Raw genomic sequence first — 16,617 nt, forward strand, 5'->3', positions numbered from 1 at the left:
CTAATATTTTGTTTTTATTTTTTCCTGATAATATATTTCATACGCATTGCCAACGTTGGCAATCTACATCGGATTGTGGAGGATTGAGATGTCTCAGGTTTATCGTGTAGGGATAATCGGGTATGGATTCTCGGGTAAGCATATCCATGCAAACCTGATCAACAATACCCAAGGGCTAAGCCTGGCAGCGGTGTGCGATCGGCACGCGACAGCCGGTCAGAGAGAAACCTACCGCGTGGTGAACGATGCGGAAAGCATCATTCAGGCTCCTGATATTGATTTGGTCGTCATCGCTACCCCCAACCAGCTGCATTTTCCCCTGGCAAAACAGGCGCTGGAAGCCGGTAAAGACGTGGTCATCGACAAGCCTTTTACGGTATCTGTCGCCGAGTCCCTTGCGCTGGCTGAGCTGGCTAAACAGAAAAATAAGCTCCTGTGTGCATTCCAGAACCGCCGCTTTGATAGCGACTTCCTGACGGTAAGCCAGCTGATTAAAGAAGCCGCAGTGGGCGAAGTTCGGTATTTTGAATCGAACTACACCTTCTTCCGCCCTGAGGTGGATGCAGGATGGCGTGAGAATCACGCGCCTGGCAGCGGCGTTTGGTTTGACCTGGGTGCGCACCTGGTTGACCAAATGGTTAACCTGTTTGGGCAGCCTTTATCCGGCAACGTGACGCTGGGTCAACACCGTATCGGGGCGAAAACCACAGACTTTTTCCATGCCACCTATAACTACGCGTCACTGCATGTCTCCTTACGCGGCAGCTTGTTTGGTGCCCCACAACAGCCGCGCTTCCTGATTGATGGCACAAAAGGCAGTTACATCAAAACCGGGCAAGATCCACAGGAAGATGCGTTGATTGCTGGCCTTGTACCCACTTCGCCGGGTTGGGGCATTGATCCGCAGCCAGGGAAAATCATCACTGGCAGTGAACAGCAGCAAAATGAAGCGATCTACCCCTCGGTGGTAGGCCGCTATGGGGCATTTTATGCAGCGATCTATCTCGCGATGCTGGGTGAAGCCCCCTCCCCTGTGGCACTCAACGAGACGTTAACCACCGTGCAGCTGATTGAAAAAACGTCACAGGCGACAAAGATCGATTTTTTATAAAGCACTGACGTTTGCGTATTGCTTTCAGGTCATCGCATCAGGAGATGCGATGCTGAGGATTGCAGTCGATGACGTTATTGAACAACAACCTGTCAGGCCTGGAGGCTTTTGATGGCTGGTTATCAACTTTCTGTTTGCGCCGAAATGGTGTTTCTCGACCTGCCCTTTGTAGAGCGTGTTAAGCGCATTCACCAACTTGGTTTTGGTGTGGAAATCTGGGGATGGGCGAATAAAGATATCGATGCGCTGGTGGCAACCGGTGCGCGTTTTACCTCAATGACGGGCTATCTCAGCGGTAATTTTACCGATGAGCCGGAAATCGAACAGCTGCTACAGAGTGCAGAAGCATCATTGGCGGTTGCGGAACGTTTGAACTGTCCGGGGCTGAATCTGCACGGGACCGGACTGGACGATCGTGGCTTGCCCGTGAAGCCGGTCGAAGTGGTCACTGGCACGATGTGGTTAAAAGCGGTCGAGACTTTACGTAAAGTCGCCGAACTCGGTGAACGCGCAGGCCGGGTCTTTACCCTCGAGAACCTCAATCTGCCGGTGGATCATCCCGGTACGCCGTTCGCGCTGGCGGCCGACACTCTGGCGTTAGTCGAAGCGGTAAACAGCCCGGCGCTGAAAATGAATCTCGACCTGTATCATGCGCAAATTGGCGAAGGCAACCTGATTGAACTGATTCGCCGCGCTGGCCCCGCCATCGGTGAGATTCAGGTGGCCGATGTCCCAGGCCGTCAGCAGCCGGGCACCGGAGAGATCAACTATCGTGCCATCGCACGGGCGCTGCACGAGGTGGGTTATCAGGGCACGGTCGCCATGGAAGGATGGGCCAGCGGCGACAGCACCCTGGCCCTTGAGCAGTTCCGCGACCACTTCACCTTTTGACTGCTCCCCGCCCCAAGGGGCGAGGATTCCCAATTCACAGAGTCCAACCTAAGCCGCTTGATGCGATTTAGGGTTTACAGACTCTCCAGGGGCTAACACCGCGAGACCAGCGGCTTTAATATTTTTAGCGGCGTTAACGTCACGGTCATGGTCAGTATTGCACTCAGGGCATACCCAGGAACGTGTATTTAACGCCAGTTTAGACAGGGTGAAGCCGCACCTATTGCATCGTTTTGACGAGGGGAAAAACTGATCTATGGCTACCAAAGTTCGACCATGCCAGTCAGCTTTATATTCCAGTTGGCGCGTGAATTCGCCCCAGCTTGCGTCTGCTATCGCCCTGGACAGCTTAGGGTTGCGGATCATGTTTTTCACTTTCAGGGATTCAACGCAGACAACTTGGTTCTCGTTAATCAGTCTGCGGGACAACTTGTGCAAGTTATCCAGACGGCAATCAGCAATTTTTGCGTGGAGTTTTGCGACTTTCTGTTTTGCTTTAGCGCGGTTACTTGAGCCTTTTTTCTTCTTGCTCAGGCGGCGCTGTAGCAGAGCTAAACGTTTCGCATATTTCGCAGTATGGCGGGGATTGCCGGTTTTCAATCCGGTATCAGTGACAAACAAATCTGTTAAACCAACATCAATGCCCGTTGTTTTTGCAGAAACAGGCAGTGGTTTTGATTCAAATTCACACAAGCAGGACACGAAATACCTGCCTGATGCGTCTTTAGAAATGGTGACACTGGAAGGGGGTGAAGACAGTTCGCGGCTCCAACGAATATCTAATGGCGCTTTGCTTTTGGCCATGTAGAGCTTGCCATCATGATACTTAAAGGCGTATTCATGAAAGTTGCTGATTGCCTGTGGTGCTTACTTTTGAATGCCGGATATTTAGCGCGACCCGAATAGAAGTGAGCAAAGGCCGATTGTTGGTGGCGTAGTGCTTGTTGCAGAGGGACAGAACTAACGTCATTGAGCCATGAAAGTTCAGGGCTTTCTTTCATAGCGGTCAGTCGTGCGCTCGCATGGGTGTATGTCACTTTCTCTTTTCTTTCATAGAAAGCATCGGTACGCCAGCGTAGGATTGAGTTGTAGACGAAACGCACACAGCCGAACGTTTGAGCTAAAAGCTCAACCTGTTCAGATGTTGGGTAAAACCGATATTTATAGGCGCGTTTCATTTTTACATACTACTATTTAATTGTGTAATTTACTGGCATTATTTACAGTAAAAGTCTACTACACGCTTATATCTCCGCCCGTATTGGGCGAGGTTTTACGCGCTTAACTGATAAACCTGTGCCACCGGGTAGCTGCCTGTTACCCGGTGTCATTGCATTTGCTCTCCTGACTCCGCCATAGACAACCTGATTACCAGTGACTAGTATCCTATAACTATTTTTATAGGTGATGCCCGTTACCCGTATGAATGATGATATCAGAAAGCTGGATCTCAACTTATTAAAAGCGCTGGATGCGCTGCTTGATGAAGGCAGCGTGACCCGTGCGGCTCAACGCCTTGGCCTGACACAACCCGCAGTGAGCAGCATGCTGAACCGTATGCGCGACTATTTTGGCGATCCGCTGTTTATCCGCACGCCGCGCGGCATGACACCTACGCTGCGCGCCATCGAACTTGCGGTGCCAGTCAAAATGATCCTGACGGATATCTCCGTTCTGTTAAAACCCGCGACGTTCGATCCGGCAACCGCAGAACTGACCTACAGCATCATGGCAACGGATTATGCATTACAGGCGGTTATCGTCCCGTTGATGAGTGCGTTAAAAAAACGTGCGCCCGGCATTCGCGTGGCAGTGCGCGCGGAGGACAGCACCCACCTGTTTTCCCTGCTGGAACACGGTGAGGTTGATCTGGCACTGGTCACCCCATCGACCACGCCGGACGAACTGCATGGACGCGCGCTGTATCAAGAGCAATATGTTTGCGTCATGCGCCATCATCATCCCCTGGCGACCGCCGCCACCCCGCTGACGCTGGATCAGTTCTGCGAGCAGGAGCATATTCTGGTCTCTTTTGAGGGGCGATTCACTGGTGTAACCGATGAAGCGCTGGCGCGATTAGGGCGTACGCGCCATGTAGGCATGTCGGTGAATAGCTTTCTGGTTATCCCCGAAATATTGCGTGAGACGGATATGATTGCGGTTGTTCCCCAGCGCCTGGTCCGTCAACAAGACAACCTGACCGTGGTCGCGATGCCGCTGGAAGTACCGGGGTTTACCAAAAGCATGGCCTGGCATGAACGTACCCATCGTAATCTGGCCCATCAGTGGATCCGCGCTTTATGTGTGGAAGTGAGCCAACGCTGATATCGAATGGGCCGGTAAAAACGCCGTGATATAAAATTATTTATATTGAATATTAATAATATCAATTTGAGTGATATCTGAAAGTATTGATAATAGTGTGCATAGCAAGATGTGGCGCTGAAAGAAGTAAACGTGACATCTTTCTCAGACCCTACTCTTAATTTCAGGATATTGACTATGCACGCAATTATCTGGCCAGAAGGTTTTATTCCGGGCTTTAGCGATAACTTCGTTTCTAATGAAATGATTATCTCAGGCTTGAGCGTTAATGATGTCTGGCCATTCCTCAACCAGCCATTCTTATGGCCTGATTACTATAAAAATTCAGCAGACATCCGCTTTTATGATAATAAAGGTCCGGAACTGGAAAATAATGTCCGTTTTTACTTCACCACCTTTGGCTTCCCGGTCGAAGCTCAGGTTGTAGAGTATGTTCCGGCTGCTGATGGCCAGCCTGCTCGCGTTGCCTGGCATGGCTGGGCGGGTGAAGAAAATACACCAGAGCGTCTGGATGTCCATCACGCATGGTTGCTGGAAGATTTACCGAATAACCGAGTGCGCATTCTGACGCAAGAAACACAGAACGGTGAGCCGGCTAAAGTATTGGCCGCTACGCGTCCTAACCCGATGCTCAACGGTCATCAGGAGTGGCTGGATGGACTGGTTGATTCGGCATTGAAAGCTAAGATTTAAATATTACGTCTCAATTTGATAACAGTTCTGATTGAACCGATATCAAATTGAGTATTACGCCTGTTTGACAATGTATAAAATCCGCCGGGTATATTTCCAAATAATCTGATTACTTAATTTTTTAATTTTTTACTTGTATTTTCTTTACTTTCCTAACACACGATTATAATTGACAATAAGCTGCGCTAGCTGGAACTGTACTAGCTTATCAACTCGCTCTTTTTCTTCTGCTGACAATTTGTTTTTTAGTACCGCAATCCCAATTTTTTGTAACTGATCGGAGAGGTCGTCAACCCCTTTCTGTAACGATGTGAGCAAATTCTGGTCTTTATAGGTAATTTCTAAGCCGTTGGCGAGTTTATCCGCTTCAACAGCAAAGCTGATAACCTCCTGATTATCTACCCTGTCATCCTTAGCAATAGCATCCAGTTTTTCACTTAACTCAGCATAGTTTGTAGCAAGTTTAAGTTTCATAAAAACCTCTTTGATTATTGGTAAATGTTTACAGCTATTTAAATCTAGTCTTAAAATCCACTCCGTCAAGCCAGCCAAATAAAAAAGAAATAGCGCGACTAAACGCCGCGGAAAGCAAGAAAACACCCACTGCTTTATTGTTAATCACGGAGATTATCTCTGCGCAACATCACATTTTGACGTTTTTATGACACAACTTCATCGCATTGAAACAAAACCGTCACATTCCAGGTTTATTCTGATGGTCCCTGAGAAATGATGGGAACATCGATATGGTTATCAAAGCGAAAAATCTGCAGGACGCCGAAGAGCTGCTCCATTCAGGTATTAGCAAAGTCGAACTGGCCTATGATATTGGTAGTGATGACTTTTTCCGCCTGGCGTCTCGCTGGTGCGATCGCGGTGCTCGCATCGTTAAAGACCAGGACCATTTTGTGGTACAGCTGAAAGGCATGGCGATTCCACCTAACCAGTGACACCTTGTCCTTACGCTTCCCGGCTGGTTTAATGGGTTTTTACCCTGCTGCCCGGAGCGTGAATGCTTTACCCGACCCCTACAGAGCCGCTGCTTTCAGGCGGCTTTATTAATGGCTTTAGTCGCAGCGTCAGCGATCCTTTAATCGCCGTAAGCCATTTCGATCTTGCCCATTTCCACGACGATCTGTTAACCCAGTTTGCTGTCCCGCTTCCGGCCACTCTGCAACGCGCCGTCAATAAACGCAAAGCGGAATATCTCGCCAGCCGCCTCCTGGTACGCGAGGTGTTGTCTGACTTTGGCCACCCGAATTTCCTGTTAACCAATGCGCCAGACCGCTCTCCACGCTGGCCTGACAATCTCAATGCTTCACTCTCTCACAGCCAGGGGATCGCGGTGCTGGCCGTTACCCGGCAGGCATTGTGCGTGGGCGTGGATGTTGAACATGTGATGGCAGAAAAAACGGCGCAGGAAACCGCCAGAATGTTGATGAACCAAGAGGAGCAACAGCGCTTAGCGGCACTGCCGCTCACGCTGGCTGAGGGGGCGACCCTGCTGTTTTCGCTGAAAGAGAGTTTGTATAAAGCGCTGTGGCCTAAACTGCACGAGGTAATGGATTTTCATCAGGCGGCGCTGGTAGAGATCGATCTCCCCGCCGGAAAGGCACTGCTGCGACTGGAGCATCACTTTAATGCGGACTTCCCACGGGGAACGCTGCTCGAGGCCGTGTTTACGCCAGTGAATGAGCATGTCATCACGCTAGTCACCTATGACGCCAATAAAAAACCGGCACAGCAAGTGGGCTGAGCCGGTATACAGAAACACAACAAGACGACAGAAAAAGTTCCAGGGATGCACAGACCTCAGTCTGGGCTGGAATTAGCTTAGTCCTTTGGTTGTGCATCTCGCCAATAAGCCTTTTCGCTAAGCTTTCCCACTCCGTGTTAAAAGCCCGTGTCAGTACGCTGTACCGCATCACGTGAGGCCAGTTCTCGTTCAGCCCCTGTCAGCTCATGCAGTTGGCCTTCGCGCATCTCTAACAACCGGTCGGCATGGCTGAAGTAGTGATCGTCATGGCTGATGGCGAAGACGGTTTTTCCACTCGCCTGTAGCCAGGGTAACAGCTCACGATAAAACACGCGGCGGAAATGCGGGTCCTGATCGGCAGCCCACTCATCCAGCAGCAGAATATCGCGCTGTTCCGCAGCGGCTAACAGCAATGCCAGTCGCTTACTCTGCCCTTTTGACAGTTGCAGATTCAGCACACGATTGCCCTCCAGCTTGAGCTTTTCCTGCATTTTCAGGCGCACCAGCCACTGTTCAACCAGCGCTGGATCGGCCTCTGTGCCTTGTGGGCCAAGCAGACGATCAAATAAATGGACATCGGTAAACACGGCGGAGAAATGCTGTCGCCAGCCATCGATATCCTGATTCGCGCAGACCTTACCATCAATCAGCAAAGTCCCACTCAGCGGCTGATATAACCCGGTCAATAACAGGGCAAGCGTTGATTTTCCGCTGCCGTTGCCGCCAATCAAAAACACCAGCTCGCCACGTTGCAGCGTCAGGTTGACGGGCCCGACGACAAATCCATTCTCACCGTAGCGGAACGTGACATCGCGCAGTTCCAGCGTTTGCCAGGCCGTGGTGGCCGAAGGAGAGGCAAATTCGGCCTGATAAGGCGCCAAATCAAAGGTGTTGAGCTTCCTGAAAGCCACCTGCGCGCTGAGTAAGGTGGGCAAAGCCCCGACGGCAGAGAGCAGTGGTGTGCGCAAAAATAGCAGCGTTAATGAATAGGTTGCAGCTACCGCGGTATCCGCCCAACCCAGGGTGTTGGCCATGAAGAACACCATGCCAATTGCACCCAACGTCATGATATTTGACCAGTTCACCGCACTGAGGTGGAAGGTGTCTGCCCGCACAATATGGTGGCGATAGTCGCGCGCATCTTCCTGATAAACCGTGTCATAGATCTGCTGGGCACGTTGACGATTAAGCTGTAACTCTTTACGGCCATCAATAATGGTTTGGTAATCGCGATACAGATTGTCTTCTACGTCACGCAGTTTAGCCATGTGCTGGTAAACCCGAGACACTAGCAACCAGCCGCCAACCAGAGTGACCGCTAACCACAAGCTGGTAACGGCAAGCATACGTGGCGAAAGCCAGGCAAGATACAAAGCAGAGCCAAGGGTAATGATCACACCCTGAATCAGTTCAGGCAGGCGGACAAAGGCGATAGTAATGGCACGCACGTCGCTGGTCAGTCCGGCAAGCAGTTGCGCGCTGCCAATTTGTTCAATGCGGGCGATGCGCGTATCGAGAATACGCTTGATAAACTCGCCGCGCATCCGCCAGACGAAATGGTGGCCGAGCAGCGTCAGCGCTAGCTGCGCGCCCAATGTCACCGCCATCAGCGCCAGGAGTAATAACAGAAACTGTGGCAGAACCAGCCATGAACCGTTAACTGAAACAATCATTTCACGGTTGATAAAGGCAATCATGCCGATACCCACCACGGCACTGAGCAGCGTCAGTGCAATAACACCCAGAAAAGGCCAGCGAAACTGGCGAAAAACAACGTTGAGCAGCGCCATGTAAAAATCCGGCTAAAGAAGAACAGCCAGCAGTGTAATGCGCCAGCCGCGAATCGCAATCAGAATCGTTTAGCCGGGGTCAGAAAGCGCGACGGAAGGTGAGATTGTAGCGAAAAGCCCCCGCTAACGGATGTACACCCGCTTTTAACGGCAGAATCCCATGATAGCGCAGCCGTGAAGGGCCACCCCAAACCACCACATCGCCATGTTCCAGCAGGACCTTTTGCGTGCTATCGCCACGTTCAAAACCACCAAATTGAAACACCGCGGGTAAACCCAGTGAGACCGAAACGATCGGCTGCTGGAGATCCCGCTCGTCTTTATCCTGATGCAGCGTCAGTTTAGCCTCAGGGGCATAGCGATTAATCAGGCAGGCGTCCGGATTAAACCCCGGAAAACCTGCCTCTGCCGCTGCCTCCTGCGCTAACTGGCGAAACAGCCCAGGCATTGCAGGCCAGGGTTGGTGACTGTGGCTGTCTTTTTCACTGTATTGATAGCCGCGAATATCCGAAGACCAGCCCACATCGCCACAGTTGGTCATTGCAACCGACATACGATAGCCGCCCGGCGTGATGCGATGTGCAAAAGGATTGATCTGCGCGACTCGCGCAATTTCATCTAACAGCGCCTCTCCCTGATCAAAGGCGCGACGGCGAATAATCACCGCCCCTTCGGCCAGCGGTTCCTGCCACGGCGCTTCGCCACTAAACAGATCCAGCATCGGCTTCTCCAGTCCGCTACTTCTGCGGATTTTCGATGATAAAGTTGCGAAACTGCGGTGACATCCAGCTATGGAATCCGTCCGCCTCTTTGGTGATCAAATAGACCGCCAGATGTTCACGCAACGCCAGCGCTTGCGCTCTCTTCTCGCCAAGCACCATTAAGCCCGTGTCCCAGCCATCGGCTTCCAGCGCGGTAGTGGCGATCACCGTAGCAGAAACTAACCGGTGTTCGATAGGACGTCCGGTAGCAGGATCGATGATATGCGAGAGCCGTTTGCCATCCAGCTCATAGTAGTTGCGATAGCTTCCCGAGGTGCTGATGCCGTGCCCTTGCAGATCAACCAGCGCCTGTACGGCATTTTCACGATCGGTAGGTTTCTGGATCGCAACACGCCAGGCGTTTCCGGACGGATTTTTCCCCCGGCTTAGCACCGCTCCGCCAACCGAGACCAGATAATTGGTGATCCCCTCGCGCTCCATTAAGCGCGCCAGATGATCGGTTGCGTAACCCTCACCCATCGTGGAGAGATCAACATACAGGCCGGGCAGATCTTTTTGCAACCACTGCCCAGAACCCCCCTGAATCACCCGTAAATGTTGTAATCCAATTTTTGCCTTGGCGGCGGCGATTTCTGCATCACTCGGGGTGTGCGTGGGCACTTTTGTCGGGCCGAAGCCCCACAAATTCACCAGCGGCCCCACGGTAATATCCATCTCGCCGTCAGTTTTTTGGCCGATACGCAGCGCTTCCGTCACGATATCCGCCATATCTGCACTGACAGGCTGTGGCTCGCTTCCCTGATACTGATTAAAGCGCGACAGGACAGAATCACTCTTCCAGGTGGAGATTTGGTGATCGTCTGCATCTAACTGCTGCTGAATCGCCTGCTGTAGTCCTGCCCGACGTGCGCTCTCTACCCCACTCAGACTTACGCGCCACACAGTACCCATGGTTTTGCCTTCCAGCACCATGCCGTTTTCAGCTGAAGGCGTGGCACCATCACAACCCACCAGCACCATCGCCAGCGTCATTAGCAGAACATTCCGATAAAGAGTCAATTCATCACCTGTAATACTGAGTTTTACTTGTTTAGCACGTTTTATCACCGCAACGCTCTGCCTTGTTGCCCAATTCACACTGTAGTAAATGGAGAGCATACGATGATCTATTATGTCATTTTGGCAATTGCCGCAGCATTGTTGTTGTTCAGTGGCTGGCGTCTGTGGTCACAGCGTCACCGCCACGGGCTAGCCAGAAAACGCCAATCCCGCCGTTGATGTGCACCAAAACCGTACTGCTGCACCAACCTGAAGCGAGGCGCAGTGTACCAAACCCGCACAGCGGGCTGTGTCGCTGAGAGCTATCTGCATGGCACGATTTCTGCACGGTTTAACCTGGGTTAATCGTGGAGAGTCACATGAGCAATATTCAGAACAAACAGAAAGGTTGGCAACACTGGCTGCGCTTTTCCGCTTTTACACTGGCAGGTGTCGCATTTGAGGGAGGCGCAGTCGCGCAATCGGTGGCGAAACCGAAGAAGTGGCCTGCATCTGGGCAGTAACCCCGAACATGGCAAAAAAAAGCGCAGCCGAGGCTGCGCTTGTCGTTTGTAGCGGGGATTAGAACTGGTAAACCAGGCCCAGTGCTACGGTGTTATCCGTGCTGACATCAGCCGCTTCGGTGAAGTCGTTGTCTTTGATCAGGTTGATATTGTAATCAACATAGGTCGACATGTTTTTGTTGAAGTAGTAAGTCGCGCCGACATCGATGTATTTTTTCAGGTTCTGCTTGCCGTAGCTGCCGATGCCTGATGCACGTTCAGTCACGAAGGCCAGAGACGGACGCAGGCCGAAGTCAAACTGATACTGCGCAACCAGTTCCCAGTTGTCGGTTCTGTCCGCGAAGCCATACAGGCTTGAGTCGCTTGAGCCGAAACGGTTAGCGTTGTAGCCACGGGCATACATTGCCGCCAGGTAGATGTTGTTAGCATCGTACTTAATACCGCCGTTATACACAGCAGCTTTATCACCACGACCAGAGATGTTAGCGGTTGCCGCGGTCAGGCCATTCTGTTCGTTAGTACGATCAGACTGGAACATAGACGCACCCAGCGCAAAACCTGAACCCAGATCGTAGGTGGTGCTCATGCCCCAGCCGTCGCCGTTCTGGCTCAGCACATCACGACCGTTAGCAGATTCGCTGGTGCTGCCGTTTTTACCCTGATACTGCAGGGCAAAGTCCCAGCCATCCACCAGGCCGAAGAAGTTGTTGTTACGGTAAGTCAGCAGGCCATTAGCACGCTGGAACATGAAGTTGTCCGCGCCATAGGTATCGCCACCGAACTCTGGCAGAACGTCGGTCCATGAACCGATGTCGTACGCTACGCCGTAGTTACGGCCGTAGTCGATAGAGCCAGCATCGCCAAATTTCAGACCCGCAAAGCCAACGCGGGTGTAAGAGTTGGCGGTGCCTTGTGATTCAGTTGTGTTCAGTGCTGCCTGGTACTCCCACTGGCCATAGCCGGTCAGCTGATCGCTGATTTGGGTTTCACCTTTAAAGCCGAAACGCAGATATGACTGATCGCCATCGCTTCCGCTGTCTTTAGAAAAATAGTGCAGGCCGTCAACTTTACCGAACAGGTCTAATTTGTTGCCGTCTTTATTATAGATTTCTGCTGCGTGCGCTGAACCAGCCACCAGCAGAGCGGGGATCATCAGGGAGAGAACTTTACGTTTCATTTATTACCCTCTATTTATAAATTTGTTATGTGTGCCACTGCTAACTGAATGCTTAAAATCCAGCCGCAAGCCATTGTTAATATATGACGCGCAATAATCTATCACGAATATGCTACTAAATATCCATATATGTTTCAAAATACGAATTAGTTATTGCAGGATATGAATATAGAGGAACTAATAAACAGCACGGAAGGATTAAAAATATCGCACAGTTTGATAAGAATATATAAAAAACAAACAAAACAACAAGTTACAGGAACCCCTCCTTTCGCACTGAATGATAAAACTTAGTAGTGACGTAGGAATACAATTAGCTCGCTATCATCATTTATTTCATTATTACCTTCATTCACCCCGAATGATATGTTTTACCCTATTTTCCCGCCAGGCCTTGTGCCTGGCTTTTTTTTCGCCTGTTGAACACTGTGCCAGAGAAGTGTGACCGTAAACTTTCACTGCGATTAAAAATAAGCCACCCTATAGCCAGCACCATTTGTTAAAATTAGCACAAAATGGAAAAATAATGCATAGTTAATTTCCTGACGTAATAAAAAACCCCACTCTCATTACCGCACCAAATATCCCTCTAAATTCACCGGGTATATTTCAGGCTGCTACTTGCGATATTAGATGCCATTCTGCGCATTTCAGTCGGCGAATTAACCTAAGCAATTGGCCTGTTATCTTCGGCCCAGCGCGACGCAGCGATGATTGCTTGACCAGGAAAGTTCTGGAAAAAAATGGCAGCGTTCAAAAAGACGGTAGAATGTTCTCTGGCTTCCGGCTAGACACGGAAAAAACCAGAAGAATATATTGATGCGCCACAGCATCACTGTGACCTGATTGTCCGACTTTGAACCTGTTTGTTTGATTTAGCTGAAACTATGACTGCACCAGATACTGTAATGCACCACCCCATCACAGCGTATCCGATGATCCGCCCAGCGTTATCTGCTGGCGTTTGCCTGTGCACGTCCCCAGCTCGCCAAATGCCGCAGACCGCCTCGCGATCTAACGGGTGGCGAATGGTTGTGAGCCAGGCAGGTAATGCTATGCTAAATCAATACGATAAGTTATCACCTCAGGTGATTTCACTCATGACAATGCCGGGATATAAAGGTATTCTTTCAGGTCCATCCTTGGCTGGATTTGCTGGTAAATGCTTGACGATGGGAATTACAGTGCTGTTGTTCGCCCTTCAGCCACGCACCAGGTTGCCAGTGCCCGACTGGTTATGCGCTTATTGCAGGACTCTGATACACGATGCTGCCCTATAAGTTTTCCATGACATCCGGCAATGTGACGCGCTTCTTTGTCGTGTTTAACCTTGTGCTATTACTGGCACTGGGCTTTATGGTGCAAAACAGCGTCAATGCCTGGCTGGCGGACAAACGTAACACCATGGCGGATGCTTCACGTTCTCTGCAAAAACGCATCGATAGCTATCGTTTCGCGACCTGGCAGATTTACGAAAATCTCGCTACCAGTGCAACCGGTGCGGCGGGAAATAGCTTGCAGGAAACTCGCCTGCGCCCGGACGTCTATTATCTGGAAAAAACCCGGCGGAAGACGGAAGCCCTGATTTTCGGCTCACATGACAGCAGCACGCTGGATATGACCATGCGCATGTCCAACTACCTTGATACGCTGTGGGGCGCAGAAAACCCGACCTGGTCGATGTACTACCTGAATGGTCAGGACAATAGCCTGATCATGATTTCAACCCTACCGCTGAAAGATCTCTCCACGCGTTATAAAGAAGGCATGATCAACAGTCTGGTGGATGCTCGCCGCGCCGAAATGCTACAGCAGGCGAATGCACTGGATGAGCGGGAAAGCTTCTCACCCTTGCGCCACCTGCCGTTCCAGAACGATCACTACGTTACGTTGCGTACCACCTTTAATCAGCCTGGACATCTGGCTACCGTGGTGGCCTTTGATCTGCCGGTGAATGACATCCTGCCGCAAAACATGCCGTTGGAAAACTTCCAGCTGCGCCAAAGCAATGCGCCCGCACTCAGCAGCGATGATAATGACAACGCCATCACGCAGGTGACGCTAGCGAACCCAAACCTGGAAATTAGCGCCAGCCTGCCGGGTACGACGCTGCAACTGGTGTACCGGGTGCCGTTGCTGAGCCTGGCGCTGGATACCCTGCACAACCTGATGTGGCCTCTGTTTATCAACGGCCTGCTGTTTGCCCTCTCCTTCACGGGGATTACCCTGCTTCGCCAGCAAACACTGCGCCCCAATGAGAATCAGAGTGCTGAGCTGGATTCACTGCGCCGCTTAAACGACGAAATTGTTGCCAGCCTGCCGGTCGGTCTGATGGTGTATGACTTTGCCAGTAATCGTACCATTCTGAGTAATAAGATTGCCGAGCACCTCCTGCCGCACCTGAATCTTCAGAAGATCGTCAATATGTCTGACGAAAACCAGGGTGTACTACAGGCAACCATTAACAACGAAGTGTATGAAATCCGCCATGCACGCAGCATGTTGTCACCGCAGACCCAAATTTTCCTGATGCGCGATCAGGATCGCGAACTGATCGTGAATAAAAAGCTGCAAAAGGCGCAGCAGGTACTGGAACGCAACCATCAGATGCGCCAGCAGTTGCTGCAACATCTGGGCGACTCGCTCAGTCAGCCACTGACAAAACTGACGGCCCAGCTAGTGCATCTCAGCCAGCATGATGACAATGAGCAGGTGATAGATCTCCTTAATGAGGGGCAATATCTCCAGCGCTTCGTGGAAGATATTGTGTTGCTGAACCAGCTGGAATCCCACGACTGGGCACCGGATAAAGCCGTGTTCAGCTTGCAAGAGCTGCTGGATGAATTCACGCTTGAGCACCTGCCTCTGTTGCGCCGTAAGGGCCTGGCGCTGATCGTCAACAATCATCTGCCGTTAGATGAGCAACGCTTTGGCGATCGCAACGCACTGCGCAAAATCCTGCATACCCTGATGCATTACGCGCTTACCACCACACAGTGGGGGAAAATCAGTCTGAATATCGATAGCGCCACCCCGAGCGGTGAACGCATTAATTTCCAGCTGATCGATACCGGTGAGGGGCTTAATCCTGAAGAGCTGAGCAATATGGACTTCCCGTTCCTCGGCGACGTGCAGAAAGATCGTTACGGCCAGCCAACCGGAATGGCATTCTTCCTGTGCAAGCAACTGAGTAAGCACATGGGCGGGAGTCTGGAAATCGTCGCAAAACAGGGAATTGGTACGCGCTATAACCTACAAATCCCACTGACTTTAGAACCCGCTCAGCCCGAGGAAGATGAAAAGCTGCTTGAAGGCATTACGGTACTGCTGGAAATTGCGGTGGAAGATGTGCACAAGATTGTCAGTCGACAGCTGGAGCATCTGGGTGCGCGCTGCCTGACGTCAGATGAACGTATCTCAGGCCAGCAACATGATTTCCTCGTGACCGACGAACCGGCGAAACTGCAGGGTTGGGGCTTACTGCTTACCGGTGATGAACCGGGTGCCAGTGCCTTGAATGAAAAACAGTTCCGCGTCAATTTCAACCTCAGTTCTGCACTGCAAGACGCATTACTGACCTTAATCGAAGCCCAACTGGCGCAGGATGAACTGGAGGGGAATGAAGAAGACAGTACATCAGAACCTCTGCTTAGCGGGGGCTACTTCCAGCTGTTTACTGAGACAGTACCGGATGATGTAAGTAGGCTGTATACTGAGGCAGCGGAAAAGGACTACTCCGCGCTTGCTCAGACAGCGCATCGCCTGAAGGGCGTGTTTGCCATGCTGAATTTGCATCCAGGTAAACAGCTTTGTGAAAAGTTAGAACTCCACATTAAGTCGTGTGACGATTCAACCATTAAAAATACCACCAGTGACATTGACACTTACGTCAATCAGCTGCTGCAGCAAGGTAACCAATAAGATGAATAATCTGAACGTAATTATTGCCGATGACCATCCAATCGTTCTGTTTGGAATTCGTAAGTCCCTGGAACAAATTGAGTGGGTTAATGTTGTTGGTGAGTTTGAAGACTCCACAGCACTGATTAATAGCCTTTCGCGGCTAGATGCCAATGTGCTGATCACCGACCTTTCCATGCCGGGCGAGAAGTATGGCGATGGCATTACCCTGATCAAATATATCAAACGTCACTATCCTGACTTGTCGATCATTGTTCTGACCATGAACAATAATCCCGCCATTCTGAGCGCCGTGCTTGATCTGGATATTGAAGGGATCGTGCTCAAACAGGGCGCCCCGACCGATCTGCCAAAAGCGCTGGCCGCGTTGCAGAAAGGGAAGAAATATACCCCGGAAAGCGTGGCAAAACTGCTGGAGAAGATCAGTGCCGGTGGTTACGGAGACAAACGTCTGTCACCGAAAGAGAGCGAAGTATTGCGTCTGTTCTCTGAAGGCTTCCTGGTTACAGAGATTGCCCGTAAGCTGAACCGCAGCATTAAAACCATCAGTAGCCAGAAGAAATCAGCGATGATGAAACTGGGTGTCGATAACGACATCGCGCTGCTGAATTATCTCTCTTCGGTCAGCGCCAACCAGCCAAAAGAGTGATAAAAAAAACGGTGCTTCGC

At 51.0% G+C, this 16,617-nt stretch carries 14 protein-coding genes and 1 pseudogene; 9 read left to right on the plus strand and 6 right to left on the minus strand.

Going from position 1 to position 16,617, the window contains the following annotated elements:
- Positions 1-88 precede the first annotated feature (88 nt).
- Entirely contained in the window at positions 89-1,111 is a 1,023-nt protein-coding gene (locus F3J40_RS15240; RefSeq protein WP_167015907.1) for an oxidoreductase, read from the plus strand.
- Between the two features lie 111 nt (positions 1,112-1,222).
- Positions 1,223-2,002 carry a TIM barrel protein gene (locus tag F3J40_RS15245; protein ID WP_167015909.1) on the plus strand — a complete coding sequence of 260 codons (780 nt, stop codon included), beginning with the start codon at positions 1,223-1,225 and terminating at the stop codon, positions 2,000-2,002.
- A 48-nt stretch (positions 2,003-2,050) separates the two neighbouring features.
- Here F3J40_RS15245 and F3J40_RS15250 read toward each other — a convergent pair.
- A pseudogene (locus F3J40_RS15250) lies at positions 2,051-3,180 on the minus strand (RNA-guided endonuclease InsQ/TnpB family protein).
- Positions 3,181-3,424: 244 nt separating this feature from the next.
- On the opposite strand from F3J40_RS15250, the gene F3J40_RS15255 reads away from it, so the two are divergent.
- Positions 3,425-4,327: a LysR family transcriptional regulator gene (locus F3J40_RS15255; protein ID WP_167015911.1), complete on the plus strand. Its 903-nt coding sequence runs from the start codon at positions 3,425-3,427 to the stop codon at positions 4,325-4,327.
- 177 nt (positions 4,328-4,504) lie between these two features.
- Positions 4,505-5,020 (plus strand): SRPBCC family protein, encoded by a 516-nt coding sequence (locus tag F3J40_RS15260; RefSeq protein WP_167015913.1) that lies wholly within the window; start codon positions 4,505-4,507, stop codon positions 5,018-5,020.
- A gap of 144 nt (positions 5,021-5,164) precedes the next feature.
- Here F3J40_RS15260 and F3J40_RS15265 read toward each other — a convergent pair whose 3' ends face one another.
- Positions 5,165-5,494: a hypothetical protein gene (locus tag F3J40_RS15265; RefSeq protein WP_167015915.1), complete on the minus strand. Its 330-nt coding sequence runs from the start codon at positions 5,492-5,494 to the stop codon at positions 5,165-5,167.
- Positions 5,495-5,766: 272 nt separating this feature from the next.
- Between F3J40_RS15265 and F3J40_RS15270 the strand changes: the two genes are divergently transcribed.
- On the plus strand, positions 5,767-5,970 hold the full coding sequence (locus F3J40_RS15270) for a hypothetical protein (RefSeq protein WP_167015917.1): 204 nt from the start codon (positions 5,767-5,769) through the stop codon (positions 5,968-5,970).
- A gap of 62 nt (positions 5,971-6,032) precedes the next feature.
- Positions 6,033-6,776, plus strand: a complete 744-nt coding sequence (locus tag F3J40_RS15275) for a 4'-phosphopantetheinyl transferase family protein (protein WP_167015919.1) — start codon at positions 6,033-6,035, stop codon at positions 6,774-6,776.
- Between the two features lie 137 nt (positions 6,777-6,913).
- Here F3J40_RS15275 and F3J40_RS15280 read toward each other — a convergent pair whose 3' ends face one another.
- From F3J40_RS15280 to apbE, 3 genes are all read right to left on the minus strand, one after another.
- Positions 6,914-8,566: a multidrug ABC transporter permease/ATP-binding protein gene (locus F3J40_RS15280; RefSeq protein WP_167015921.1), complete on the minus strand. Its 1,653-nt coding sequence runs from the start codon at positions 8,564-8,566 to the stop codon at positions 6,914-6,916.
- Between the two features lie 79 nt (positions 8,567-8,645).
- Positions 8,646-9,287 (minus strand): DNA oxidative demethylase AlkB, encoded by a 642-nt coding sequence (gene alkB, locus F3J40_RS15285; RefSeq protein WP_167015923.1) that lies wholly within the window; start codon positions 9,285-9,287, stop codon positions 8,646-8,648.
- 16 nt (positions 9,288-9,303) lie between these two features.
- Positions 9,304-10,347: an FAD:protein FMN transferase ApbE gene (gene apbE / locus F3J40_RS15290; RefSeq protein WP_255464872.1), complete on the minus strand. Its 1,044-nt coding sequence runs from the start codon at positions 10,345-10,347 to the stop codon at positions 9,304-9,306.
- 359 nt (positions 10,348-10,706) lie between these two features.
- Between apbE and F3J40_RS15295 the strand changes: the two genes are divergently transcribed.
- A complete protein-coding gene (locus F3J40_RS15295; RefSeq protein WP_167015927.1) occupies positions 10,707-10,850 on the plus strand; it encodes a hypothetical protein in 144 nt (47 codons plus the stop codon).
- Positions 10,851-10,908: 58 nt separating this feature from the next.
- Here the strand turns inward: F3J40_RS15295 and ompC are convergent, their stop codons facing one another.
- Positions 10,909-12,027 carry a porin OmpC gene (gene ompC / locus F3J40_RS15300; RefSeq protein WP_167015929.1) on the minus strand — a complete coding sequence of 373 codons (1,119 nt, stop codon included), beginning with the start codon at positions 12,025-12,027 and terminating at the stop codon, positions 10,909-10,911.
- 1,269 nt (positions 12,028-13,296) lie between these two features.
- On the opposite strand from ompC, the gene rcsD reads away from it, so the two are divergent.
- On the plus strand, positions 13,297-15,948 hold the full coding sequence (gene rcsD, locus F3J40_RS15305) for a phosphotransferase RcsD (RefSeq protein WP_167016176.1): 2,652 nt from the start codon (positions 13,297-13,299) through the stop codon (positions 15,946-15,948).
- Position 15,949: 1 nt separating this feature from the next.
- Complete coding sequence (gene rcsB / locus F3J40_RS15310; RefSeq protein WP_017346906.1) at positions 15,950-16,597, plus strand: response regulator transcription factor RcsB; 648 nt, start codon at positions 15,950-15,952, stop codon at positions 16,595-16,597.
- The last annotated feature ends 20 nt before the right edge of the window (positions 16,598-16,617 follow it).

It is taken from the genome of Candidatus Pantoea multigeneris (assembly GCF_011752615.1).
Lineage (GTDB): Bacteria > Pseudomonadota > Gammaproteobacteria > Enterobacterales > Enterobacteriaceae > Pantoea > Pantoea multigeneris.